The sequence below is a fragment of the Mycobacterium sp. 852014-52144_SCH5372336 genome (assembly GCF_001665615.1).
Lineage (GTDB): Bacteria > Actinomycetota > Actinomycetes > Mycobacteriales > Mycobacteriaceae > Mycobacterium > Mycobacterium neumannii_A.
Map to the genome: position 1 here is coordinate 250,992 of NZ_LZSW01000018.1, position 24,742 is coordinate 275,733.

18 protein-coding genes and 1 pseudogene are annotated in these 24,742 nt (G+C 68.2%); 12 read left to right on the forward strand and 7 right to left on the reverse strand.

The annotated features are described in order from the left end of the window. Position 1: 1 nt before the first annotated feature. A complete protein-coding gene (locus tag A5759_RS03655; RefSeq protein ID WP_064394225.1) occupies positions 2-1,087 on the forward strand; it encodes an adenosine deaminase in 1,086 nt (361 codons plus the stop codon). Positions 1,088-1,172: 85 nt separating this feature from the next. Here the strand turns inward: A5759_RS03655 and A5759_RS03660 are convergent, their stop codons facing one another. Beyond that, positions 1,173-2,441 carry a primosomal protein gene (locus A5759_RS03660; protein WP_068193844.1) on the reverse strand — a complete coding sequence of 423 codons (1,269 nt, stop codon included), beginning with the start codon at positions 2,439-2,441 and terminating at the stop codon, positions 1,173-1,175. A 137-nt stretch (positions 2,442-2,578) separates the two neighbouring features. On the opposite strand from A5759_RS03660, the gene A5759_RS03665 reads away from it, so the two are divergent. From A5759_RS03665 to A5759_RS03675, 3 genes are all read left to right on the forward strand, one after another. Then, positions 2,579-4,246, forward strand: coding sequence for a dynamin family protein (locus A5759_RS03665; RefSeq protein ID WP_082961951.1), 1,668 nt, complete (start codon positions 2,579-2,581; stop codon positions 4,244-4,246). Further along, entirely contained in the window at positions 4,243-5,826 is a 1,584-nt protein-coding gene (locus tag A5759_RS03670; protein WP_068193850.1) for a GTPase, read from the forward strand. Before A5759_RS03665 ends, A5759_RS03670 begins: the two co-directional genes overlap by 4 nt. A 249-nt stretch (positions 5,827-6,075) precedes the next feature. Beyond that, positions 6,076-9,273 (forward strand): adenylate/guanylate cyclase domain-containing protein, encoded by a 3,198-nt coding sequence (locus A5759_RS03675; RefSeq protein WP_231984526.1) that lies wholly within the window; start codon positions 6,076-6,078, stop codon positions 9,271-9,273. 1 nt (position 9,274) lies between these two features. Here the strand turns inward: A5759_RS03675 and A5759_RS03680 are convergent, their stop codons facing one another. Both A5759_RS03680 and A5759_RS03685 read right to left on the reverse strand, forming a co-directional pair. Next, on the reverse strand, positions 9,275-10,393 hold the full coding sequence (locus A5759_RS03680) for a C40 family peptidase (protein WP_068193853.1): 1,119 nt from the start codon (positions 10,391-10,393) through the stop codon (positions 9,275-9,277). A gap of 2 nt (positions 10,394-10,395) precedes the next feature. Further along, entirely contained in the window at positions 10,396-10,686 is a 291-nt protein-coding gene (locus A5759_RS03685; protein WP_068193856.1) for a type VII secretion target, read from the reverse strand. A 50-nt stretch (positions 10,687-10,736) separates the two neighbouring features. Between A5759_RS03685 and upp the strand changes: the two genes are divergently transcribed. Beyond that, positions 10,737-11,360: a uracil phosphoribosyltransferase gene (upp, locus tag A5759_RS03690; RefSeq protein WP_068193859.1), complete on the forward strand. Its 624-nt coding sequence runs from the start codon at positions 10,737-10,739 to the stop codon at positions 11,358-11,360. Positions 11,361-11,370: 10 nt separating this feature from the next. On the opposite strand, the gene A5759_RS03695 is transcribed toward upp, so the two are convergent. After that, complete coding sequence (locus A5759_RS03695) at positions 11,371-12,999, reverse strand: phospho-sugar mutase (RefSeq protein WP_068193865.1); 1,629 nt, start codon at positions 12,997-12,999, stop codon at positions 11,371-11,373. A 49-nt stretch (positions 13,000-13,048) separates the two neighbouring features. Then, the gene (locus tag A5759_RS03700; protein WP_068193868.1) at positions 13,049-13,843 is read right to left on the reverse strand and encodes a purine-nucleoside phosphorylase; all 795 of its coding nucleotides are present in this window, start codon (positions 13,841-13,843) and stop codon (positions 13,049-13,051) included. A gap of 56 nt (positions 13,844-13,899) precedes the next feature. On the opposite strand from A5759_RS03700, the gene A5759_RS03705 reads away from it, so the two are divergent. The 3 genes from A5759_RS03705 to A5759_RS03715 all read left to right on the forward strand — a co-directional run bounded on the left by A5759_RS03705 (position 13,900) and on the right by A5759_RS03715 (position 17,303). Then, positions 13,900-15,081: a M20 family metallopeptidase gene (locus A5759_RS03705; RefSeq protein WP_068193873.1), complete on the forward strand. Its 1,182-nt coding sequence runs from the start codon at positions 13,900-13,902 to the stop codon at positions 15,079-15,081. Beyond that, positions 15,078-16,250: an amidohydrolase gene (locus tag A5759_RS03710; RefSeq protein ID WP_068193876.1), complete on the forward strand. Its 1,173-nt coding sequence runs from the start codon at positions 15,078-15,080 to the stop codon at positions 16,248-16,250. Before A5759_RS03705 ends, A5759_RS03710 begins: the two co-directional genes overlap by 4 nt. Positions 16,251-16,415: 165 nt before the next feature. Beyond that, positions 16,416-17,303 (forward strand): type IV toxin-antitoxin system AbiEi family antitoxin, encoded by an 888-nt coding sequence (locus A5759_RS03715; RefSeq protein ID WP_068193880.1) that lies wholly within the window; start codon positions 16,416-16,418, stop codon positions 17,301-17,303. A 67-nt stretch (positions 17,304-17,370) separates the two neighbouring features. Here A5759_RS03715 and A5759_RS03720 read toward each other — a convergent pair whose 3' ends face one another. Beyond that, positions 17,371-17,844 carry a gamma-glutamylcyclotransferase gene (locus A5759_RS03720; protein WP_064394215.1) on the reverse strand — a complete coding sequence of 158 codons (474 nt, stop codon included), beginning with the start codon at positions 17,842-17,844 and terminating at the stop codon, positions 17,371-17,373. Between the two features lie 65 nt (positions 17,845-17,909). Here A5759_RS03720 and A5759_RS03725 point away from each other — a divergent pair, with 65 nt between their 5' ends. From A5759_RS03725 to A5759_RS03735, 3 genes are read left to right on the forward strand one after another with little or no spacing between them, the layout of a single operon-like run. Beyond that, entirely contained in the window at positions 17,910-19,325 is a 1,416-nt protein-coding gene (locus tag A5759_RS03725; protein ID WP_066849118.1) for an NAD(P)H-quinone dehydrogenase, read from the forward strand. A 54-nt stretch (positions 19,326-19,379) separates the two neighbouring features. Further along, positions 19,380-21,119, forward strand: a complete 1,740-nt coding sequence (locus tag A5759_RS03730; protein ID WP_068193883.1) for a glycerol-3-phosphate dehydrogenase/oxidase — start codon at positions 19,380-19,382, stop codon at positions 21,117-21,119. A gap of 10 nt (positions 21,120-21,129) precedes the next feature. Continuing rightward, the gene (locus A5759_RS03735) at positions 21,130-21,987 is read left to right on the forward strand and encodes a pseudouridine synthase (protein WP_231984527.1); all 858 of its coding nucleotides are present in this window, start codon (positions 21,130-21,132) and stop codon (positions 21,985-21,987) included. 1 nt (position 21,988) lies between these two features. Here the strand turns inward: A5759_RS03735 and A5759_RS03740 are convergent, their stop codons facing one another. Beyond that, on the reverse strand, positions 21,989-23,902 hold the full coding sequence (locus tag A5759_RS03740) for a glycoside hydrolase family 2 protein (RefSeq protein WP_068193963.1): 1,914 nt from the start codon (positions 23,900-23,902) through the stop codon (positions 21,989-21,991). 638 nt (positions 23,903-24,540) lie between these two features. On the opposite strand from A5759_RS03740, the pseudogene A5759_RS25515 reads away from it, so the two are divergent. After that, positions 24,541-24,742 (forward strand): annotated as a pseudogene (locus A5759_RS25515) (hypothetical protein); the annotation flags it as partial.

Genomic DNA, 24,742 nt, shown 5'->3' on the forward strand with positions numbered 1-24,742 from the left:
CATGACGACGCTTTCGCTGGACTCGATCAGACAAGCGCCCAAGGCGCTGCTGCACGACCACCTGGACGGCGGGTTGCGGCCCGCGACCGTCCTCGAGCTGGCCGAGGCGACGGGTTACGACGACCTTCCGGCCACCGATGTCGACGAGCTGGCGACGTTCTTCCGCACCGCCGCACACAGCGGATCGCTGGTGCGCTATCTGGAGCCGTTCGCTCACACCGTCGGCGTCATGCAGACACCCGAGGCGCTGCACCGGGTGGCCTACGAGTGCGTCGAGGATCTCGCCGCCGACAACGTGGTCTACGCCGAGGTTCGCTTCGCGCCCGAACTGCACATCGACGGTGGGCTGTCGCTGGACGCCGTCGTCGACGCGGTGATGGCCGGGTTCGCCGACGGTGAGAAGGCGGCCAGCGCCGAAGGGCGGACGATCACCGTGCGCTGCCTGGTGACCGCGATGCGGCACGCGGCGCGTTCACTCGAGATCGCCGAATTGGCGGTTCGGTTCCGCGACAAGGGCGTTGTCGGTTTCGACATCGCGGGCGCAGAAGCCGGCCATCCGCCGACACGGCATCTCGACGCCTTCGAGTACATGCGAGGCAACAACGCGCGCTTCACGATTCACGCGGGGGAGGCCTTCGGTCTGCCGTCGATCCACGAGGCGATCGCCTACTGCGGCGCCGACCGCCTCGGCCACGGTGTGCGCATCGTCGATGACATCACCGTCGCACCCGATGGCACCGCGCAACTGGGCCGGCTCGCGGCACTGCTGCGCGACAAGCGGATCCCGTTCGAGATGTGTCCCTCGTCCAACGTGCAGACCGGTGCGGTGGCCAGCATCGCTGAGCATCCGTTCGACCTGTTGGCCCGGCTGCGCTTCCGCGTCACCGTCAACACCGACAACCGGCTGATGAGCGATACGACGATGAGCCAGGAGATGCTGCGCCTGGTCGAGACCTTCGGCTACGGCTGGAGCGATCTGCAGCGGTTCACCATCAACGCGATGAAGTCGGCGTTCGTCTCGTTCGACGAGCGCCTGTCGATCATCGACGACGTCATCAAGCCGCGCTACGCCGTCCTGATCGGCTGACCAGCACCCCCGCGAGCGGCCGTGTTTGCACACGGACACGCCGCGTCCGCGTGACATTTCGCGGTCGCTCGCGGTTGACGAGTGTCTATTCGGGACGAAGCCGCGACTCGACGAACGCCTCCAACGCCTCCCACTGTTCGACGGCCTTGGCGTACGGCGGGCTCGGTGCGCGGACGGTGTCGGGTTCCAGGACGTGCGCGATCAGCCTTCCGAGCGGCTGGTCCGCATCGAGGGTCTGGTCGACGGTCGTGTCTTCCGAGTAGTCGCCGACATCGCGGAGCAGTTCGACGGCGAGCTCCAATTGGTCGCGATCCAACGCGTCGGGCCCGTCCGCGAGATCGTCGACGATGCCCGTCAACACGTAGACGTTGTCGTCGGTGATCTCGACCTGAAGCGAGCCGTCGGTGGCGGCCGTGCGGATGTCGTCGTAGGTGGCAAGACCCGACAGGTCGTGGTCGTGTTCGTCGGCCAGGTAGCGCGCCAGTGCTCGCTCGGAACCGAACACGCTGATACGCCCGTTGCGGCCGAGGAAGACCGGCTGATCGTCGAGGTAGCAGCGCAGCGTGTAGTAGGTTCCCGCGCTCGTCATCAACCGGACCGGGTCGATGCCGACCTTGAGCCAGAAGTCCTCGTCGCTGCCCAGCACCTGGCTCTGCGCCTGGGAGCTCAGGGCGTCGGACTCCTCTTCCTCGGCCTCTTCGGGGGATTCGGCCTCGGAAACCTCTTCGACCAGCTCGTCCTCTTCGGGTTCCGGCGCCGGCTCGGCCAGCTCGGCTTCGGCCTTCTGCGAGGCGGCGGCGTCGACGTCGGGGAGTGTGATCACCTCGTCGAGCGCGTCGACGACGTTGTCCCAGGCCCGGGCGATGACCGCCTCGATCTCGCCCCACCGCTTACGTCCGCTGCGGCCGGAGAAGGCCTCGATCCCGCCGCCGAGCGTGCCCAGCACCGGGTTGCCGTTGAAAAACCTTGTGACGACCGGAAGTTCGCACACCGAGCCGAGCGACGAGACGATCACCAGTGTGCGGTGCAGCTGCCGAACCGCGTCCTCGCTGACCTTCTCCGCGACGATCTCCGGCACGCCGATGACGTCGTACTGGTGCACCTCGGCGGGGTCCAGGCGGTGGGCGTTGGACTCGGTGATCTTGGTCCATGCGGGGTGATCGACCAGGTCGTTGTCCTTATCGGTCCTGACGAACGCGACCAGGTCGGCGACCGACTCGAACCCGTACAGATCTTCGTCCTTGCCGAGGAACGCCTCCCACTCGTCGCCGCCATCACGCCAGCGTGGAGCCCACAACGTGTAGAGGTCGCCCTTGGTCAAGCCGAGCCGGATCGCCACGATGTCAGCAGCCATGCGGCACAGGATAGCCACTCGACCCGCACGCCCCTACGCGGAGCAGGGCCCAACGGTAGCGAGCCGCTTCGGAGGGTTCGTGTGGTCGGCGCGCGAAATCAGCCCACCTTCGGGAGCACCTAGGGCAGGCTGGCGTGATGACGGAAGCCACCGACCTGGTCGATGCGGTGGTCGACCTGAGCCAGGTGTTGGCACGGACGACATTTCCGCTACCTGCGCCGTCGGCGTGGCCGGCCGAGCGTGACCGCCGCGAGCTGGCCGGGCAGCTGGCCGACTATCTGATTCCTCGGTTGTGCAGTATCGACGCCCCGCTGCTGGCGGTCGTCGGTGGCTCCACGGGCGCCGGGAAGTCGACGCTGATCAACTCATTGGTCGGTGTCGATGTGAGCCCGGCAGGTGTGCTGCGGCCAACCACCCGGGGGCCGGTGATCGTGTGCCATCCCACAGACCTGATGTGGTTCACCGACAATCGGATCCTGCCGCAGTTGCCGCGCTCGTCGGGGCCCGATGGCCTGCGGTTGGCGACAAATACCGGTATCGGCCCCGGGCTCGCGCTGCTCGACGCTCCGGACATCGACAGCGTGGTGAGCACGAACCGGGAGCTCGCGGCCACCCTGCTGGCCGCCGCCGACCTGTGGATCTTCCTGACGACCGCGGCCCGCTACGCCGACGCGGTGCCCTGGCAGCTGCTGCACACAGCGCGGGACCGGGGGACGGCGATCGCCATCGTGCTCGACCGCTGCCCTCCGGAAGCGGTGAAGGACATCGGTGCGCACCTGTCGGACATGCTCGCAGCCAATGGGTTGGGAGGCGCGCCGCTGTTCGTTATCGCCGAGCAGTCGTTACGAGGCGGGCTGTTGCGGGAGAAGGCGATCGCCCCAATCCGCTCGTGGCTGGCGAGCCTGACCGCGGATGCGGAGCAGCGCGCCGCGGTGGTCCGCTACACCTTGGACGGGGCACTCCGCAGCCTCGCGCCTCGGACGTACGCGTTGGCCGAGGCGGCCGATGAGCAGGCCGCGGTGCGCAAGCAGCTGGAGTCGTGCGTGTCTTCGTCCTATGCGGGCGCGCTGGCGCGGGTGGAAGAGGCGATCCGCGATGGCGCGTTGCTGCGCGGCGAGGTGCTGGCTCGCTGGCAGGACGTCGTCGGAACCGGCGAGTTCCTGCGCAAACTGGAGTCGCGCGTCGGCCGAATCCGCGACCGGGTGGTGGCCGCGGTTAGCGGGCGGCCCACCCCCGTCGAGGAACTGGGTTCAGCATTGGAGTCCGGCATCGCGACGGTTGTTCAGGCCGCAGTGGAGGACGCCACCGAGACGGCGTACGGCTGCTGGGCCCGCCACCAGGCCGGAGCAAGCCTGCTGACCGACGCATTGGCCCGTCCCGCTGCCGGGCTGGCCGAGGCGGTGGAGCGGATGGTCCGCGACTGGCAGGAGTTTGTGCTCGAACTTGTGCGTACGGAGGGCGCGTCGAAGCGGACGGGGGCACGACTGGCCTCCTACGGCGTCAATGGTGCGGGACTGGTGGTCATGTTGGCGGTGTTCAGCCAGACGGCCGGGCTGACTGGTGCGGAGATAGCGGTGGCGGGCGGCACGACGGTGGCCAGCCAGAAGGTCCTCGAGGCGATCTTCGGCGAGCAAGCGGTCCGCGGCTTGGCCCGGCGGGCCCGCGAGGAGCTGCTGGTCCGCGTCGACGGGCTGTTGCACCAGGACGCCGCTCGGTACGACGAGGTGCTCGGGGCGGCGTCGGCGATGATCTCCGGTGACCAGTTGCGAGCGGCCGCCGATCGCATGGCGGCGGTGCTGCGGTGACGCTGACCGATCGCCTGGCGGCGTTGTCGTCGATCACCGCGCTGGGCGACGGTCGCCTTCCCGACGAGCTGCTCGCCGAACTGCGAGGCCTGGACCAGCGTGCCGGAACTCGGTTACGGCTGTCGGGTGAGAACACCGTGGTTGCGTTGGCAGGCGCGACCGGCAGCGGGAAGTCGTCGTTGTTCAACGCCATCGTCGGCGCGCCTCTGGCCGCGGTCGGGGTCCGCCGGCCGACGACGTCGGCGACCCAGGCCGTTGTGTTCGGGCGTTCGGGCGCAACGGAACTGTTGGATTGGTTGGAGATCGGGACTCGGCAGTACAGCGACGCATCGGCGGCCCCGGAGTTGTCCGGCCTGGTGCTGCTCGACCTGCCGGATCACGACTCCACCGAGTTGTCCCATCGGGCCGAGGTGGACCGGCTGGTGCGCCTTGTCGACGCCTTTGTCTGGGTGCTCGATCCGCAGAAGTACGCAGACGCGGTGCTACACGACTCCTATCTGCGACCGCTGGCCGCGCACCGAGATGTGATGGCGGTAGTGCTCAACCAGTCCGACCGGCTCTCGTCTTCCGATGTGGACGCGTGCGTGCGCGACCTCCACCGGCTGCTGGCCGACGACGGGTTGGCCGGGGTGCCCGTGTTGGCGACGTCGGCGCTCACACCCGACGGGGTGGCGCCCCTGCACGACTTCTTGGCCGCCACCGTGGCCGACCATCGAGCCCGGACCGCGCGGGTCAGCGCGGATCTGGATGCGACGGCCGCCCGCGTTGCCCCGCTGATACCGCAGCGGCGTTCCGACCCCGCACTGCGCGACGGCGGACGACGGCTGCAGAGCGCGCTGGCGGCGGCGGCCGGTGTTCCCACCGTCGTGGCCGCGGTCGGCCGGGCCTATGATCGACGCGGGTTGGCGGCGGTCGGTTGGCCGCCGCTGCGTTGGCTGGCCAAAGTACGACCAGATCCGTTGCGGCGGTTAGGAATAAGTCAGCTCGACGGGCATGACGAAGTACTTCGTCGCACGTCGTTACCCTCGGCGTCTGCGGCCTCGCGCGCGGCAGTTGACACCGCCGTCCGCTCGCTGGCCGACGTCGCGTCGGCTGGGTTGCCTGCACCGTGGCCTCGTAAAATGTTGGAGGCAGCCAAGTCTCGGACGGCAGACGTGCCCGATGCGCTCGACCGAGTCGTCGGCGGAACCAACCTCGGCCTGGACCGTGCGCCGCGGTGGTGGGCGTTGGTCGGCGCGCTCCAGTGGGCGTTGCTCGCCGCGGCGGTTGTGGGCGGAGCGTCACTCGGGGTGATCGCCGTGCTGGCCTACCTGCAGATCGATGTCGAGGCCCCGTCACTCGGACCATTCGCCTGGCCCACAGTGCTTCTCGTCGGCGGACTCGCCCTCGGCCTGGCGCTGCGGGTGATCATTCGGCCCTTCGTTGCGGTGGGCGCGGCGCGACGCAGACGACGGGCGGCAGCGGAACTGCGGCGGCGGGTGGACGCGGTGGGAGACGAGCTCATCCTGGCACCGCTGCGGGCGGAACTGGCCGTGTACGAGCAACTTTCGGCGGCTGTCCACCGGCTCGGCCGTGGCTGAGGCGCCCCCAACTACGCGCAAACCATGGTGATGCCCTCACGCCGTCGGCCGCCAGAATCCCTGGAAGCCCTGTCCGGCGTTCACCGTCCGGATCGGCGACAACTTCACCGGGTCGCCGGCCTCGGCTAGCAGTCAATGAGGGTGCAGATGGTGACCCGGTGACGTGCTTCGGCAATGCCGGGTAGGACTCAGCGCATCCCAGCCACGATTTGGCAGACAGGTCTGACCAGCGGTGACACGATTACTTGCGTGGACGACGCGCGCGATGCACCGGTGGCGGCAGCAGCGCTTTCGTGTGCGTCGTGCGGTATCCGGTTGGATGCGGCAGCCAAATACTGTAGTGAGTGCGGGACGCCCGTTACCCTCGCCCCTCAGCACGCGGAGTTCAAGCAGGTGACGGTGTTGTTCGCCGACGTTGTGCACTCCATGGACATCGCGGCAGCCGTCGGGGCTGAGCGCCTGCGCGAGATTATGGCCGACCTGGCCGATCGCTGCGCGACGGTGGTGCGGCGCTACGGGGGCACGGTGGACAAGTTCACCGGCGACGGCATCATGGCGATCTTCGGGGCGCCGGTCGCGCTCGAGGACCACGCGATGCGCGCATGCCTAGCGGCCCTGGAATTGCAAGACGAGGCCGACGGTCTCGCCGTCGATGTCCAAGCGCAAAACGGTGTCGCGTTGTACCTGCGAGTCGGGTTGAACTCCGGGGAGGTGATCGCCGGCGAGCTCGGGTCGAAACCATTCGGCTACACCGCGATCGGCGAACAGGTCGGCTTGGCCCAGCGGATGGAATCGATCGCTCAGCCGGGCGGGGTGATGCTCAGCGCCGGGACTGCGCGCCTGGTCGACCACTGTGCCGATCTCGGCGAAACCGAGCTCGTTGAGATCAAGGGTGCTTGCGCACCGGTGCCGGCACGTCGCCTACTCGGCATCAGGGGCAAGCACCACAGCGTCGTACGTTCTGAGTCAAGTCTCGTCGGTCGTCAATGGGAGATGTCCGTCCTCGAGGGCTTGTTGGACAGGGCAGTCGAGGGCCGTGGGGCGGTGGTTGGTCTAGTCGGCTCTCCCGGCATAGGCAAGAGCCGTATGGCGCGGCAGGCATCAGCGAACGCGGCTTCACGTGGTTTCGACGTGTTTTCCGTCTGTTGTGAGTCGCACACCAGTCAAATCCCTTTCCACGCCGTGGCGCGGCTGCTGCGTGCGGCGACGGGAGTCGAGGGCCTTCAGCCTGACGCAGCGCGTGCCCGTATCCGGGCCAATGAAGTGGACGCTGAGACGGAAGACCTCATGCTGCTGGAGGACCTGCTGGGCATCGGTGCCGCCGACATGGAGCCGCCTCGGATCGATCCAGATGCTCGGCGGCGGCGGCTGACAGCCCTTGTCAATGCCGCTTCTCTGGCGCGAGAGCGCCCAGCGGTCTACGTGGTCGAGGATGCTCATTGGATTGATCCCGTGAGTGAGTCCATGCTGGCCGACTTCTTGACCGTCATCCCGCAGACGCGCTCGCTGATGATCGTGACGTACCGTCCCGAGTACCGGGGCGCGTTGACCAACATCACCGGAGCGCAAACCGTAGCTCTCGAACCACTACGCGATCGCGAGATCGCTGACATGATCGACGAGCTTTTGGGCCCGGATACCTCGGTCGCCCGTCTCGGCGAGCTGATCGCCGAAAAGGCGGGTGGGACTCCGCTTTTCGCTGAAGAGATCGTACGGGACCTGGTCGAGCGTGGGGTATTGCAGGGTACAACGGGCGCCTACGCATCGACGGGTGAAGTGGGCGAGATTTGGGTGCCCGCCACGTTGCATGCCACGATCTCCGCGCGTATCGATCGCCTCGAACCGAAGTCGAAACGAACCTTGGCCGCGGCTGCGGTGGTCGGTTCTCGATTCGGCCTCGACCTGTTGACGGCGATGGGTGTCGAACCGGTCCTCGACGAGTTGCTGGCAACGCAAGTCATCGATCAAGTCAGGTTCACCCGGGAACCCGAGTACGTGTTTCACCATCCGCTGGTCCGACGAGTCGCCTACGAATCTCAGCTCAAGTCCGACCGCGCGGAGTTGCACCGGCGCCTAGCCGTGTCGATCCAGGAGCGGAGTTCGGGGGCAGTGGACGAGCGCGCGGCCCTCATCGCCGAACATCTGGAGGCGGCAGGCGAGCTGCATGCTGGCTACGAGTGGCATATGCGCGCCGGGTCTTGGTTCAGCAGCCGCGACATCGCCGCGGCTCGCCTCAGTTGGGAGCGCGCACGCCGCATCGCAGACGGCATGCCTGTCGATGACGGCGACCGGACGGCGATGTCTATCGCTCCACGCACTCTTCTGTGCGGCAGTGGGTGGCGGGGCGATTACGCCGATACCTCCGGGTGTTTCGAGGAGTTACGCGAATTATGCTGTGCTGCAGGTGATCACGCTTCGCTGGCGATCGGCATGACCGGGCTGATCGGGGAGCATTACGCAGGCGGCCGACTGCCGGCCGCGTCGCGCTGCGTCGACGAGCAGATGGTGCTCTTGGACTCCATCTCCGATCCGGCACTGACGGTCGGGTTGTCCGGTTTTGCATGCATAATCAAACACGAAGCCGGTCAGTTCGCCGACGTGTGGCGCTGGTCGAACCGCGCGATCGAACTCGCCGGAGATGACCCCACCATGGGTGACGCGTTCTTCGGTTCGCCGCTTGCTATCTTGTTGGCGCTGAGAGGCTTCGCCAGCTGGGCACTCGGCAGGACCGACTGGTCAACGGACTTAGATCGGGCGGTTGTTATTTCTCGCGCTGTGGACCCGATCTCCTTTGCAGCCACCATCAATACCAAATACACGCCCGCTATCAGCTGCGGAGTTCTGCTCCCCGACGACGCGGCATTGAACGAGATTCACGAGGCGTTGAGAATCGCCGAACGCTCAGCCGATGATGTGGCTTTGGGTCTTTCGCGCACCGCTCTCGGTATCGCTCTGGTACATCGCGATTCCACGGACGATCGAGCATACGGTCGAGAGGTGCTCGAGCAGCTTTACGAGATGTGCATGCGAGAGCACTACTATCGAGGCCTCGTCGATTTCGTCCAGATTTACGTTGCGCGCGAGAGATCTCGGCTCGGCGAGAACGACAATGCCGTTGCGCTCGTCCGCGCCGCGACCGATCACATGCTGGAAGTAGGTCAACTCGGCGCATTCGTCCCTGCTACCGGAATCTTGGTGGAGGTGCTCCTCCGGCGTGGCGATGACCGTGACGTCGCCGAAGCAGAGGCGGCGATCGACCGGCTTGCATCGGCGTCGATCGGCGAGGGGTTCGTGCCGCGCGACCTCTGGCTCTTGCGATTGCGCGCGCTCATGGCGGCAACACGGGGTGACGATGACCAGTACCTCGATTTTCGAGATCGCTACCGTGCCATAGCGACGTTGTTGGGTTTCGAGGGGCATATGCAATGGGTCGAGGCGATGCCTTGAGTCAGCCGGTCGGCCGCCAGAATCCCTGGAAGCCCTGTCCGGCGTTCGTCGTCCGGATCGGCGACAACTTCACCGGGTCGCCGGCCTCGATCATCTGGCCGTTGCCGACCACCATCGCCACGTGGCCGTCCCACACCGCGAGGTCACCAGGCCTCAGGTCGCCCGGCGACACGGGCGCGCCGACATCCTGTTCCTGGGCCAACCGTGGCAGGGCCAAACCGGCTTCGGAGTAGGCCCACTGCGTCAGGCCGCTGCAGTCCAGGCCGACGCCCGGCGTGGTGCCGCCCCAGTCGTACGGCACCCCCAGTTGGGTCAGGGCATACCTGACGGCGCTCGCGGCCGTCGCGTTCGGTGCGGTCGCGGTGCTGCCGTCGGGTAACCGCACCGCCACGCCGTCGCCGAAGGTCGCCGCGTCCGGGGTCGGAGCATCGGGGCGGGACAACTCGGCGACGTCGCGCACCAGCGAGGCCGGCCCCGCCGGGTTCGCACCGAACCCGCCTGACGGCGAACCCAGCCCTCCGGCGCCGGTCGGCAGTCCCGCACCACCACCGCCGAATCCCGATGACGGCACCGTCGGGGCGGTGAACCCCGCGGGCGCGGTCGGTGCCGGCCCGGCTGCCGGCGCCGACGCTGCGGTGGGCAGACCTGCGGCATACCCGTCCAGTTCGGCGCGCAATTCCTCGACGACCGCCAGGGCCTCTTCTAGTGATCGCCGCGCCTCGGCGACCAGCTCCTCCGTCACCCCCGGCGAGTCGAGGAACGGCTCGAGCGCGGCCGCCCGCGCCTCGAAGGTGTCCACAATGTCGCTCAGGCGCTCACGAGCCCGCGCCACCGCGGCGCCGGCCGTCTCAGCCGCCGCGCCGAGCCGCCCCACCCGCTGCGCGAGCTCGTCGGTTTGTGCGACGGCGGCGGTGAACACGCCCGCGGCCGCATCAGCACCCGCGCCCGCCCAGTGCTGCGCCGCGCGGCCCCACGCCTGGCCGACTGACGCCGACACCTCCCTCAGTGCGTTGTGCACATCGCGCAGTGCGGTCGTGAGCTCGGCACCCGATCCCGAGCCGACCAGCGACTGGACATCCCGCAGGGGCGCCGCCAGCCCGGCGACCAACGCATTGGGCATCGTCAGACGCCAAGGACCCTGGCGCCTGCGCGGTCGTCGGCGTCGTCATAGGCGAGCGCCGTCCGGTATGCGGCCTCACCGCTCGCCGACGCGTGATCGCGCAGCGAAGCCACCATGCGGGCATCACGCTCGACGGCGGCGGCCAGCGCCGCGAGGAACGGCCGGCCTACGGGTCCGAATGCCGCAGCGGATGTGGTGAGGGCGGCGAGCTTCGAGGCGATGGCCGACAGTTCGTCGGCATGCGCGGCGGTGGTCGCGGCCAATGCCCGGACCGCGTCGGTGTCAGCGTGCATATGGAGTAGGACGCGGCGCGGCGACCCTCGGTTCCCGCTATGGTCGCCCCATGGATGTGCGTGTGGTCGATCACCCGCTGGCGGCCGCGCGACTGACCACTCTGCGTGACGAGAACACCAACAACGCCGCCTTCCGGGCGGCACTGCGCGATCTCACGCTGATGCTGGTGTACGAGGCCACCCGCGACGCCGCGGTCGAAACCGTGCCGGTGCGCACCCCCCTCACCGAGACGACCGGCTGCCGACTGGCGAATCCGCCGCTGCTCGTGCCGGTGTTACGCGCCGGCCTCGGCATGGTGGACCAGGCGCACGCGCTGATACCCGAGGCGCGCGTCGGCTTCGTCGGCGTGGCACGCAACGAGGAAACGCATCAGCCGACACCGTATTTAGAGTCCTTGCCCGAAGATTTGAGTACGCAGCCGGTGATCGTGCTGGACCCGATGCTCGCGACGGGCGGATCGATGGTGCACACCGTCGAACTGCTGTATTCGCGCGGGGCCGTTGACGTCACGGCGATCTGCGTCGTCGTGGCCCCCGAAGGCCTTGCCGCACTGGGGAAGGCGGCTCCGAACGTCCGGCTGGTCACCGCGACGATCGACGAATGCCTCAACGACATCGCCTACATCGTGCCGGGTCTCGGCGACGCGGGGGACCGTCAGTTCGGTCCGCGTTAATGCCTGGCGGTCACGAACGCGTGGCGACTTCCCGCAGCTCGTCCTGCAGGCGCCGAGCGCGCTCCTGGGCCCCGGCCAGATCGTTGACGTCGCTATAGCGAACCTCGATGTAGGACTTCACCTTCGGTTCGGTACCGGAGGGCCGCACGACGATGCGCACCGAGACGTCGTCGTCGCCTCCGGACATGACCAATGCGTCGGTGCCCTCGTCGGGCAGCAGGTCGGTGACGGTCACGTCGTATCCGGCGATGCTCTCGGGTGGTGTCTCCCGCAGACGTTTCATCACCTCGGCGGTCTCGTGGGTGTCCTCGACGAGTCGCGACACCGCGGTCGTGGTGTGCACACCGTGGCGGCGCGCCAGGTCCTCGAGTGCATCGAGCAGAGTGTGCCCGCGGTCGCGCAGCGCAACGATCAGATCGCAGATCAATACCGCCGCGCTGATGCCGTCCTTATCCCGGACCGCGGACGGATCGACGCAGTGCCCGATCGCCTCTTCATAGGCGTACACCAGCGTGCTGCCGGGTAGGTCGACGTCGGCTCGGGACAGCCACTTGAAGCCGGTGGGTGTCTCGACGTGCTGTGCACCGTGCTCCCGCGCGATCGCCGCGAGCATGCGCGACGACACCAGGGTGCTGGCCACGACCGTCGTCTCCATGACCGGTCCCGGCTCGATCTGCGAGAGGATGTAATCGCCGAGCAGCCAACCCGTTTCGTCGCCGGAGAGCATCCGCCATCCATCGGACGTGGGAACGCCGACCGCACATCGGTCGGCGTCGGGGTCCAGTGCTATTGCGACTTCTGCGTTGACGTCGCCGGCCAATCTCAGGACCGCTTCGACCGCCTCGGGCTCTTCGGGGTTGGCGGTGGAGACGGTGGGGAAGTCGGGGTCGGGTGCGAACTGCTCGTCGACGACGTGCACGTCAGGCAGTCCGGCGCGCACGAACGCGTCGAGCGCGAACTCCCCACCCACACCGTGCAGCGGGGTGAACGCAATGCGGACCGCTCCGTGTGTGTGCCGGACATTCGCGGCGCGTTCGACATAGCGCTGTACTTCGTCGACGCCGCCCGGGGTGACCTCCTGCCGGGGGATCTCGTCGGCGTGCGGTGCCTCGGCCATGGCCGCCTCGATCTCGCGGTCGGTGGGCGAGTTGATCGGGAAGCCGCCGCCGAAGAACACCTTGAAACCGTTGTCGGACGGCGGATTGTGCGAGGCCGTGATCTGGATACCCGCCGCCGCGGGGCGATGGCGCACGGCGAACGCGAGCGTCGGGGTGGGCACGGCGGTGAAGAACAGGGTCACGGGAAAGCCCTGCGCGGCAAGCACTTCGGCGGCGGCCAGCGCGAAGTCGTCGGATCCGTGCCGGGCGTCGCGCCCGACGATCACGTCCTGGCCGGCCAGGCCCCGGTCCTTGAGCACCTTGGCCACAGCCCAGCTGGCCCGCAGCACGACGGCGAGGTTCATCCCGCCGGGGCCACCGCGCAACGGCCCGCGCAGACCGGCGGTGCCGAACGTCAAGGGGTGTGCGAACAGCTGCTCGAGCTCTTCATCGGAACACTCCGAGAGCTCGGCGGCGGTCTTGGGATCCGGGTCATGAGAGATCCACTCCTGCGCAGTACTTGTGGCCGGCGACGCAGTCATGCGGTTAGTGTGCCCAGTTTCACGTCCGCATATTCCGGCGACTTCGACCTCAGAGCCGGGCGATGACCGCCGCCAGCAGGGTGCCCATCCGCGTCGCCGACTGACGGCCGGCCTCCAGCACCTCTTCGTGGTTGAGCGGCTGCCCGGTCATGCCCGCCGCGAGGTTCGTGACCAGCGAGACTCCGAGCACCTGCGCGCCGGCTTCGCGGGCGGCGATGGTCTCGTGCACGGTCGACATCCCGACGAGGTCGGCGCCCACGATGCGCAGCATCCGGATCTCGGCGGGCGTCTCGTACTGCGGGCCCGGCAGGCCGGCGTAGACGCCGTCGACCAGCGTCGGGTCGATCTCCCTGGCGAGCTCGCGCAGGCGCGGGGCGTACGCGTCGACCATGTTGACGAACCGAGCACCCACCAGCGGTGACCGTCCGGTCAGGTTGAGGTGGTCGCTGATCAGCACCGGCTGTCCAACGGCGAAGTCCTCGCGCAGCCCACCCGCGGCGTTGGTCAACACGATCGTGTGCACTCCGGAAGCGCAGGCGACGCGGACCGGATGCACGACGTGGCGCAGGTCGTGGCCCTCGTAGGGGTGGATGCGGCCCACGAAGACCAGCACTCGGTGATCGGCGATGCGCATCGACAACACCTGGCCGCCGTGTCCCTCGGCCGTCGGTGGCGCGAACCCCGGCAACTCCGCGACCGGCACCACGGCGACCGGATCGCCCAGCCGTTCCACCGCAGGCGCCCAGCCCGAACCGAGCACGACGGCGACGTCGTGGCGGTCGACGCCGGTGCGCTCGGCCAGCGCTACGGCCGATTCGACGGCCACTGCCTGGGCATCGGTCACAGTGGGCGAGCTTATCTGTCGGACCCGGCGCCCGGCCGCAGTGAGATACTGCCAAGATGCCAGCACCCACCGCGTCGGACGTCGTTGAGGACGCCGTCCGCCGACGCCGTGACGACCTGGTCGAACTTTCGCATTCCATCCACGCCGAGCCCGAACTCGCGTTCGCCGAACACCGCAGCTGCGCCAAGACCGAGACGCTGGTCGCTGAGTACGGATTCGAGGTGACACGGGCGCCCGCGGGGCTCGAGACGGCGTTTCGCGCCGATTACGGCAGCGGGCCGCTCGTCGTCGGCGTCTGTGCCGAGTACGACGCGCTGCCCGGTATCGGGCACGCCTGTGGGCACAACATCATTGCGGCCTCAGCCGTCGGCGCCGCCTTGGCCTTGGCAGACGTGGCCGACCGGCTGGGATTGACGGTGGTGCTTCTCGGCACGCCTGCCGAGGAGGCGGGCGGCGGGAAGGTGCTGATGCTGAACGCAGGCACGTTCGACGACGTCGCCGCCTCGGTGATGCTGCACCCCGGTCCGCTCGACATCGCGGCCGCGCGGTCGCTGGCACTGTCGCAGGTCGCGGTCCGGTACGAGGGCAGGGAAGCCCACGCCGCCGTGGCGCCGTACCTCGGCGTCAACGCCGCCGACGCGATCACCGTCGCGCAGGTGGCGATCGGGCTGCTGCGCCAGCAGATGGCGCCGGGCCAGATGGCGCACGGCATCGTCACCGACGGCGGCCAGGCCACCAACGTCATCCCGGCGCGCGCCGAGATGCAGTACACGATGCGGGCCAACGACGCCGCCTCGCTGCATGAACTCGAAGAGCGGATGGCGGACTGCTTCCTGGCCGGGGCGGTGGCCACCGGGTGCGGACACGACGTCGCCGAGACCGAGCCCAGCTACCACGAACTCACGCCGGACACCTGGCTGGCCGAGACGTTCCGCGCCGAGATGCAGCGGATGGGCCGCGAGCCGGTTTCTCCGGAACTGGAGGCGGCGTTGCCGCTGGGCAGCACCGATATGGGCAACGTCACGCAGGTGATGCCCGGAATCCACCCGATCGTCGGCATCGACGCCGGCGGTGCGTCGGTGCATCAGCCCGCGTTCACCGAGGCCGCGGCGAGCCCGAGCGCCGACAAGGCGGTCGTCGAGGGCGCGGTCATGCTGGCCCGCACGGTTGTGCGGTTGGCCGAGACACCCCACGAACGCGACCGGGTACTGGAACTGCAAGCGAGGCGGGCATCGTGAGCGTGCTGCCCCACGCCGCCGCTCGGTGGCTCTCGGCCCACTTCGACGACCTCGTCGAGTGGCGCCGCCACATCCACATGCATCCGGAGATGGGGCGCCAGGAGTTCGCGACCACCCAGTTCGTCGCATCGCGGCTGGCCGACGCGGGCCTGAACCCGAAGGTGCTGCCCGGTGGCACCGGCTTGACGTGCGACTTCGGGCCCGAGCACGGGCCGCGGATCGCTTTGCGTGCCGATATGGACGGGTTGCCGATGGCCGACCGCACCGGCGCGCCCTACGCGTCGCTGGTGCCGGGCGTCTCGCACGCCTGCGGGCACGATGCGCACACCGCGATCCTGCTGGGCGCGGCGCTGGCGCTGGCGTCGGTGCCCGAACTTCCCGTCGGGGTGCGGCTGATCTTCCAGGCCGCCGAGGAGCTGATGCCGGGCGGCGCGATCGACGCGATCGCCGCGGGCGCGCTGTCGGGGGTGTCGCGGATCTTCGCGTTGCACTGTGACCCGCGGCTGGCGGTCGGAAAGGTGGCGATGCGGCCCGGCCCCATCACGTCGGCCGCCGATCAGCTCGAGGTGACGTTGCATTCGCCCGGCGGTCACACCTCGCGACCGCATCTCACCGGCGACCTCGTCTACGGGCTCGGCACGTTGATCACCGGCGTGCCTGGCGTGCTGTCGCGTCGCATCGATCCGCGCAACAGCACCGTGATGGTGTGGGGTGCGGTGAACGCGGGCGTCGCCGCGAACGCGATCCCGCAGACGGGGACGTTGGCGGGCACCATCCGGACCGCGAGCCGCGACACCTGGGAAACGCTCGAAGCGATTGTGCGGGAGATCATTTCGTCTTTGTTGGCGCCGCTGCACGTCGAGCATACGGTGCAGTACCGTCGCGGTGTGCCGCCGGTGGTCAACGAGGAGATCTCGACACGCATTCTCACCCATGCGATCGAGGCGATCGGCCCCGACGTGCTGGCCGACACCCGGCAGTCCGGTGGCGGCGAGGATTTCTCGTGGTACCTGGAGGAAGTGCCGGGCGCCATGGCCCGGCTGGGTGTGTGGACGGGTCGAGGACCCCAGTTGGATTTGCATCAGCCGACGTTCGACCTCGACGAGCGCGCGCTCGCGGTGGGCGTGCGGGTGCTCGTCAACATCATCGACCACGCCGCCGCGTTCTAGGCCCTGCCCTCTGCCCCGCGAGCGACCGTGTCTGCCCCGCGACACGCCGCTATGAGCGGACAGTAAGCGGTCGCTCGCGGCGGTTGATTGTCCCCAAAGCGCGCTTCATCCACATTCGCGTGCGACACCCGCGGCCGATGAGCGTTCGTCGTTGACGATCGGCGGGTGAACCCAGAGTTGCTGCGACTCTTCAGCGCCCAGGCAGGACTGGCGTCCAGCGGCCAGATTCTGCAGCACATGACCAGACGGAGTTTCGAGGCGGCGCTCGAAACCGGTCCGCTGCAACGACTTTGGCCGGGTGTCTACTGCCTCGACGAACCCGACGACATGTTGCGGTTGCGGGGACTGGACTTCCGCTGCGGAAGGCCGGTCGCGGCGTGCCTGCACACGGCCGCGGCGTTGTACGGCTTCGATACCGAGGAGCCGGCCGACCTCCACGTGCTCAGCCCGGCGGGCTCACGGTTGCGGTCGAGCGACGGCTTGGTCGTTCATCGTCGTGAGGGTGCGCCGCTGGGTGTCGTCGGCGGCAGACCGGCAACGACGCCGGCATGGACCGCCGTGGAAGTCGCCCGCTCCCAACGCCGCCCGAGGGCACTGGCCACCTTGGACGCGGCTCTGCGCAGCGGCACCTGCAATCGGACCGAGTTGTGGCGGGCCGCGGTCGCCCAGGCGGGGCGACGCGGCATCGTCGCCGTGCGGGAGTTGATCGCCTTGGCCGACGCGCGTTCGGAGTCGCCGATGGAGAGCGAAGCGCGCCTCGCGATGATCGACGGTGGCCTGCCGACACCCGAGCTTCAATACGAGGTCGTCGACGGTAACGGCGAGCTGCGGCGCCTGGACTTCGCGTGGCCCGACGTGCACGTGGCCGTCGAGTACGACGGCGTCGATTGGCACAGCGACCCCGAGGCCATGCGGCGCGACCGCAGGCGGAGTGCAGCGCTGCTCGACGTCGGCTGGACGGTGATTGCGATCGTTTTCGACGACGTCCGCCACCGGCAGTGGCAGTTGGTCGATCGCATCGACAGGCAGCTTCGGCGCGCTCGCGCGGCGTGAGCGACCGCGAATTGTCCGCGAAGTACGGCGTGTCGCGGGACAAACACGGTCGCTCGCGGCACTGGGGCTAGGAGCCCGGGCCGATGTTGAGTGCGGGTCGGGTCCGCAGATGGTGCACGTACTCGGCTGGCGCGCCTGCGATTTCGGCGGCGTCGGCCATCACGCCGAGATAGCGCGCCGACGGCAAACCACCCTCCCACGCGTCCACCACGTACAGCCAGGCGAGCACGGGCTCGAAGTCGGTGTCCGACGAGATGCGATGCACCCGGCAGCGGATCTTCTTGTGAAAACCGAGTTCCGAGCCTTCCCAGCGATCCAGGTTGGACTCGTCGTCCTTGGTCATGTCGTAGAGCACGACGAAGACCTTCGACGTCGGATCCTCGACGACGGTGGCGAGCGCACCCTCCCAGCCGATGTCCGCCCCGCCGAACGTCAGACGCCAGCCGTACAGCCAGCCCGTTCCCGCCATCGGAGAATGAGGTGCGCGCTGCAACATCTGCTCCGGATGCATGTTCGATCCGTAAGCGGCATAGAGCGGCACCAGGAAAGACTAAGGGTTCGCGCGCCGCGCGGGCGATCAACCTCCCGCTTCGTTAGGTTGGGGACGTGGCAACCCGCATCGTGATCATCGGCGGCGGGCCCGCCGGCTATGAGGCCGCACTGGTCGCCGCGGCCCGTGGACCCGAAGTTGCCGAGGTCACCGTCATCGACTCCGACGGCATCGGCGGCGCCTGCGTGCTGTGGGACTGTGTCCCGTCCAAGACGTTCATCGCGTCCACCGGTGTGCGCACCGAGCTGCGTCGGGCCCCCGACCTCGGGTATGCGCTGGAGTTCTCCGACGCCGAGATCGCGCTGTCCAAGCTCAACGAGCGGGTCAAGACGCTGGCCGCCGCGCAGTCCGCCGACATCGCCGAACGGCTGCGCAACGACGGCGTCACGCTGATCGCCGGTCGCGGTGAACTGGTCGACGACATGGCGGGGATGGCGACCCACACGGTCAAGGTGACCGAGCACGACGGCACCGTCAGCACGATCAAGGCCGACGTCGTGCTGATCGCCACCGGCGCCAGCCCCCGCGTGCTGCCCGGCGCCGAACCCGACGGCGAACGCATCCTCAACTGGCGCCAGCTCTACGACCTCGATGAGCTGCCCGAACACCTCGTCGTCGTCGGCTCCGGTGTTACCGGCGCGGAGTTCGTCAACGCCTACACCGAACTCGGGGTCAAGGTGACGGTGGTCGCCAGCCGCGACCAGATCCTGCCGCACGAGGACTCCGACGCCGCCGCCGTGCTCGAGGACGCGCTGAGCGACCGCGGTGTGACGTTGGTCAAGAACGCGCGCGCCCAGTCGGTCACGCGCAACGGCTCCGGCGTGCTGGTCACGATGACCGACGGGCGCACCGTGGAGGGCAGCCACGCGTTGATGACGGTCGGGTCGGTGCCCAACACCAGCGGCCTTGGCCTCGAACGGGTGGGCATCGAGCTCGGTGAGGGCGACTATCTGAAGGTCGACCGGGTGTCGCGCACCGGGGTGCCCGGCATTTACGCCGCCGGCGACTGCACGGGCCTGATGCTGCTGGCGTCGGTGGCCGCCATGCAGGGCCGCATCGCGATGTACCACGTGCTGGGCGAGGGGCTCGAACCGATCCGGTTGCGGACGGTCGCCGCGGCGGTGTTCACCCGGCCCGAGATCGCCGCGGTGGGGGTCCCGCAGTCCAGAATCGACGACGGATCGGTGGCGGCGCGAACGATCACGCTGCCGCTCAACACCAACGCCCGCGCCAAGATGTCGAGCCTGCGGCGCGGTTTCGTCAAAATCTTCTGCCGCCCGGCGACCGGAGTGGTGATCGGTGGTGTGGTGGTCGCGCCGATCGCATCGGAGCTGATCATGCCGATCGCGCTGGCCGTGCAGAACGGCAACGACGTCGAGGATCTGGCGCAGACGTTCTCGGTCTACCCGTCGCTGTCCGGGTCGATCACCGAAGCGGGCCGCCGCCTGATGGCGCACGACGATCTGGACTGAGTCCACGTAGCCTGGACGGGCGAGCGTACCCACGAGTAACTAGGAGCCAATCCGGTGAGTGACCCGATCCCGGCCAACGGGCAGACGCTTCTGGGTCCCCAGCAACGGGCCGAGGCCTGGGAGCGGCTCGGCAGCGAGCAGTTCGATGTCGTCGTGATCGGCGGGGGAGTCGTCGGGGCGGGTGCGGCACTGGATGCGGCCACGCGCGGTCTGAAGGTCGCGCTTGTCGAGGCGCGCGACTTCGCGTCGGGCACCTCGAGTCGCTCGTCGAAGATGTTCCACGGCGGACTGCGTTATCTCGAGCAGTTGGAGTTCGGGTTGGTGCGCGAGGCGTTGCACGAACGCGAACTGTCGCTGACGACGTTGGCGCCGCATCTGGTCAAACCGCTGCCGTTTCTGTTCCCGCTGACCAATCGGTGGTGGGAGCGTCCGTACGTCGCGGCGGGCATCTTCCTCTACGACCAGTTGGGCGGCGCGAAATCGGTCCCGGCGCAGAAGCATCTGACGAAGTCCGGAGCGCTGCGGCTGGCACCGGGACTCAAGCGGTCGTCGTTGATCGGCGGCATCCGGTATTACGACACGGTGGTCGACGACGCACGCCACACGATGACGGTGGCGCGCACGGCCGCGCACTACGGCGCCGTGGTGCGGACCTCGACACAGGTGGTCGCGTTGCTGCGGGAGGGTGACCGCGTCACCGGCGTGGAGGTCCGCGACTCCGAGAACGGCGCCGTGACCGAGGTGCACGGGCACGTCGTCGTGAACGCCACCGGCGTGTGGACCGACGAGATCCAGGCATTGTCCAAGCAGCGCGGGCGATTTCGGGTGCGCGCCTCCAAGGGCGTGCACATCGTGGTGCCGCGCGACCGGATCGTCAGCGAGGTGGCGATCATTCTACGCACCGAGAAGTCGGTGCTGTTCGTGATTCCGTGGGGCACGCACTGGATCATCGGGACCACCGACACCGACTGGAATCTGGACCTGGCGCACCCCGCGGCCACCAAGGTCGACATCGACTACCTCCTCGAAACCGTCAACACGGTGTTGGCGACGCCGCTGACCCACGACGACATCGACGGCGTTTACGCCGGGCTGCGACCGCTGCTGGCCGGCGAGAGCGAGGAGACCTCGAAGCTGTCGCGCGAGCATGCCGTCGCGGTGCCCGCCCCGGGTCTGGTCGCGATCGCCGGCGGCAAGTACACGACCTATCGGGTGATGGGTGAGGACGCCATCGACGCTGCGGCCGAGTACATCCCGGCGCGGGTGGCGCGCTCGATCACCGAAAAGGTTCCCCTGATGGGCGCCGACGGCTACTTCGCCTTGATCAACCAAACCCAAAGCGTCGGAAAGCATTACGACCTGCATCCGTACCGGGTGCGCCACCTGTTGGACCGGTACGGCTCGCTGATCGGCGAGGTGCTGCAGATGGCCGAGGGCAATCCCGAACTGCTGACCCCCATCACCGAGGCGCCCGTCTACCTGAAGGTCGAGGCCTTCTACGCCGCGGCCGCCGAGGGCGCGTTGCATCTGGAGGACATCCTGGCCCGGCGGATGCGGATCTCGATCGAGTACCCGCACCGCGGCGTGGACTGCGCGCGCGAGGTCGCCGAAGTGGTTGCGCCAGTGCTGGGTTGGAGCGACGAGGACATCGACCGCGAGGTCAACACCTACCTGGCGCGGGTGGATGCGGAGATCCGCTCGCAGCAGGAACCCGACGACGAGTGCGCCGATGAGTTACGGGCGGCGGCACCGGAGGCGCGCGCTGAGATCCTCGAACCCGTTCCGCTCAATTGAGGCGCAGGCATTGAGGCGTCCGGCGCCGCTGCCCGTGCGGGACGGGTTGGGTCCGGCACGGGTGCGGCTGCGTGGCGGCGCGGTCCTGGTCGAGCTGGCCGACCGGTTCGGTGAGGCGGCCGCGGCCAAAGTGCTTGCGGGGGAGGTGGTGACCGCCGACGGCGACGTCGTGACCGCGGGGACCGTACTGCCGCCCGGTGCGTTCGTGTACCTGTACCGCGAACTGCGCGACGAGGTTCCGGTGCCGTTCGACATCCCCGTCCTGCACCGAGACGACGACATCGTGGTGGTCGACAAACCGCACTTCCTGGCGACGATGCCGCGCGGTCGCCACGTTGCGCAGACGGCGCTGGTGCGGCTGCGCCGCGAACTGGACCTGCCGGAGTTGTCGCCGGCGCATCGCTTGGACCGGTTGACTGCCGGTGTGCTGCTGTTCACGACGCGTCGCGAGTCGCGCGCCGCGTATCAGACCATGTTCGCGCGCGGTGGGGTGCGCAAGACGTATCTCGCGCGGGCCGCAAACGATCCTGCGCTGGAGTTCCCACTCGTAGTGCGCAACCGGATCGTCAAGCGGCGCGGACAGTTACAGGCGGTGGAGGAGCCGGGCGAGCCGAACGCCGAGACACTCGTCGACCATCTCGGCGGCGGACTGTACCGGTTGACGCCGCGGACCGGAAGGACGCATCAGCTGCGGGTGCACATGGCCTCGCTGGGCCTGCCGATCGTCAACGATCCGCTATATCCCGAGGTGATCGACGTCGCACCGGAAGACTTTTCGCGGCCGTTGCAGCTTCTCGCGCAACGCATCGAGTTCACCGACCCGCTGAGCGGAGGTCAATGCGCCTTCGTCAGCACCCGGACCTTGTGACTCAGCGACGCTCGACCGGCTCGTCGACCTTTGCCCCCGCGGCGATCACGGCGCGGTTGCGTTCGGCGACCGTCCGCAGCGACATCTTGACCAGCCAGCGGTCGTAGGTCATGTACCCGTTGACCTCGTTCTCGACGTCGGTGGTCTGGGTGTAGATGGCGCCGGACAGGCCGCCCTTTCGGACCTCGTCCTCGAGGTCGCGGCTCACCTGGACGTAGCGCTCGGTCAATCGTGATCGGCTGTCGGTCATTTCGTAGGCCTGCGGCCTGCCGGGCCAGCGGTTGCCGTGGGGGATCAGCCCGAGGCCGCCGTACTCGCCGTTCACCACGACCCGGTGCTCCAGCGGAATCGGGCGGTTGCCGAGCATCGTGCGCTCGTCGCGCGGGGTGGCCGGGTTGTCGTGCAGGACCGGGCGACCGGGGCCGACGTAGGTGTGGTCGTCGTACACATCGCCGGCCCTGCTGTCGGGCCGCGACTTGCAACAGTTCACCCCGCTGTTGGCGTTCACCATCCGGGTCGGGTCGGCGGCCTTGGCCACGCCTGCGATCCGCGCGGTGTCGAACTCGCCCCACCCTTCGTTGAAGGGGACCCAGCCGACGATCGAAGTGACGCTTCGCAACTGATCGATCATCTCAACGAGTTCACGTTCGAAGTTGACCTTCGCCGCAGGCGACGGATCCGGTGCGGGACCAACCGGGACGTCGAGGGACACGTCCAGCGACGGCATGTCCTGCCACACCAGCAGCCCGAGCTTGTCCGTCCAGTAGTACCAGCGCGCCGGTTCCACCTTCGCGTGCTTGCGCACGAAATTCATGCCGAGCGCCTTGGTGCGTTCGAGGTCGAACCTCAGCGCGTCGTCGGTGGGAGCGGTGAAGATGCCGTCGGGCCAGTAGCCCTGGTCCAGCGGGCCGTGCAGGAACGTGATCTTGTCGTTCAACGCGATTCGCGGACGGCCCTGCGGGTCTCTGACCGTGCTGATGGTGCGCAAACCGCCGTAGCTGGCGACCTCGTCGACGACTTTGCCTTCGGGAGTGACCAGCCTCACCTGCAGGTCGTAGAGGTACGGGTCGTCCGGTGTCCACAGGCGTGGGTCCGGAACCTGCACGCGCACCGGCTTACCCGGTTCCCCGTAGTTGCGGGCCAACGTCGGACCGTCGGGAGCCGACACGATCACCTCGGCGTGTTCGTTGGTCGTTCCCGTGGAGCGCGTTGTGACGGTGAAACCCTTTAAATCCGCTGTGACGTCGAGCTTCTCAACGTGGGCGGCGCGCACGGGTTCCATCCACACCGTCTGCCAGATGCCGGACGCGCCGGTGTAGAAGAGACCCTCAGGATCGTTGCGCTGCTTGCCGACGGCGAACGGTGCGGCTTCGTTGCGGTCCTCGGCGCGCACGACGATCTCCTGGGTGCCCGACCAGCGCAGCGCGTCGGTGATGTCGGCGCTGAACGCGGTGAATCCGCCTTCGTGGTGGGCGACACGCTTGTTGTTGACCCACACCGTCGCGGTCTGGTCGACCGCGCCGAAGTGCAGCAGTACCCGCTGTCCGCGCCAGGTGCCCGGCACCTGAAAGTTCTTGCGGTACCACATCTGGTCGTCATGACGCTTGATCCCCGACAGCGCCGACTCCGTGGGGTAGGGCACGAGGATCTTCTCGTCGAACTCCTTGGCCGGCGGCGGCGTCGTCACCGCGGTGTCCTGCGAGCGCCCGGTGTAGGCCCACACCCCGTTCAGGTTCAGCCAGCGCGCCCGCGCCATCTGTGGACGGGGGTATTCCGGCAGGGCGTTGTTGGGTCCGACGAGATGCGTCCACGGCGTCGACAGCGGCGGGCTCTGCCGCTGCCACGCCTCGGCCGCGTTCGCCGGGGCCGCGCAGATCGCGAAACCCGCCGCCAAGGCCAGCGGGACGGCCGCCATCCGGCTGAGTATCTTGCGCACACGGTGCCGGTTGTTCGACAGCTCGGTGTTCACGGCCACGACTGCTAGTCCCCCCTGCTGGAAACCATCGACGGAAATGCGGTTCGGGTGCTGCGCACCGGACGCCATGGCAAACCTAGTGAGGAGCAGGCCGCGAGGAATCAGGTGTTTCCCTATGCTTTGCATCGGCATGGACGAACGAACCGGTTCGGGCAGGTATCGCGCACCGATCGTGGAATCGATCAAGCTCGCGTGAGTGCGTGAGAGTTGTTGTGCCACACTGTAAATGCAAAGTCAAGACGCGCGTTTAGCCTAGCATTGATCCCTCGCCGGTGCCACGGGTAGCGCGGCTGTGGGTGCCTTCCGAACCGAGTGTGTCTCGCCGCTGCGCTGAGGCCGGACGCCAAGATGTAGCAAATGGTGAATAGGTGAGCTAGATGTACGGCTGGTGATCCTGTTCGGAGCCGGATGCGGCCACCATACAGGAAGGAATGGTTCGGGCATCGCAGTAGACATCGAAGACGCTGAGGGGTTCGTTACGGCGACTCGCCGATCGCGCATTCGGCCCCCTGACGCGTGCGTCACTGCCACAATCGGGTCGGGCGACGGCGCTTGGCACGTCGCCGGAGGGAGGAGATGTGCGCAAGGTAGTGCTGTGCGCTGCTGCGGCCTTGTTCGCCGGGGGATTGGTGACCGTGAACCCGCCGAGCGCCGAGGCAACGCTCTGCGGTTCGGTCGGCGGCAGGTTCGTCGATGTGACCGGCTGCGCGGACCCGCTTTCGTATCTCAACGAGTTGCCGCCACCGCCTCCTCCGCCGCTGTCTCTTATACACCTCGGTG

Excerpts from the sequence above, each read along its gene's own strand:
- A5759_RS03665 (WP_082961951.1), top strand. The coding sequence starts at position 2,579 with ATGACGGAAGCCACCGACCTGGTCGATGCGGTGGTCGACCTGAGCCAG.
- A5759_RS03685 (WP_068193856.1), bottom strand. The coding sequence starts at position 10,686 with ATGCACGCTGACACCGACGCGGTCCGGGCATTGGCCGCGACCACCGCC.
- A5759_RS03705 (WP_068193873.1), top strand. The coding sequence starts at position 13,900 with ATGCCAGCACCCACCGCGTCGGACGTCGTTGAGGACGCCGTCCGCCGA.
- A5759_RS03740 (WP_068193963.1), bottom strand. The coding sequence starts at position 23,902 with ATGGCGGCCGTCCCGCTGGCCTTGGCGGCGGGTTTCGCGATCTGCGCG.
- A5759_RS03695 (WP_068193865.1), bottom strand. The coding sequence starts at position 12,999 with ATGACTGCGTCGCCGGCCACAAGTACTGCGCAGGAGTGGATCTCTCAT.
- upp (WP_068193859.1), top strand. The coding sequence starts at position 10,737 with ATGGATGTGCGTGTGGTCGATCACCCGCTGGCGGCCGCGCGACTGACC.
- A5759_RS03660 (WP_068193844.1), bottom strand. The coding sequence starts at position 2,441 with ATGGCTGCTGACATCGTGGCGATCCGGCTCGGCTTGACCAAGGGCGAC.
- A5759_RS03680 (WP_068193853.1), bottom strand. The coding sequence starts at position 10,393 with ATGCCCAATGCGTTGGTCGCCGGGCTGGCGGCGCCCCTGCGGGATGTC.
- A5759_RS03655 (WP_064394225.1), top strand. The coding sequence starts at position 2 with ATGACGACGCTTTCGCTGGACTCGATCAGACAAGCGCCCAAGGCGCTG.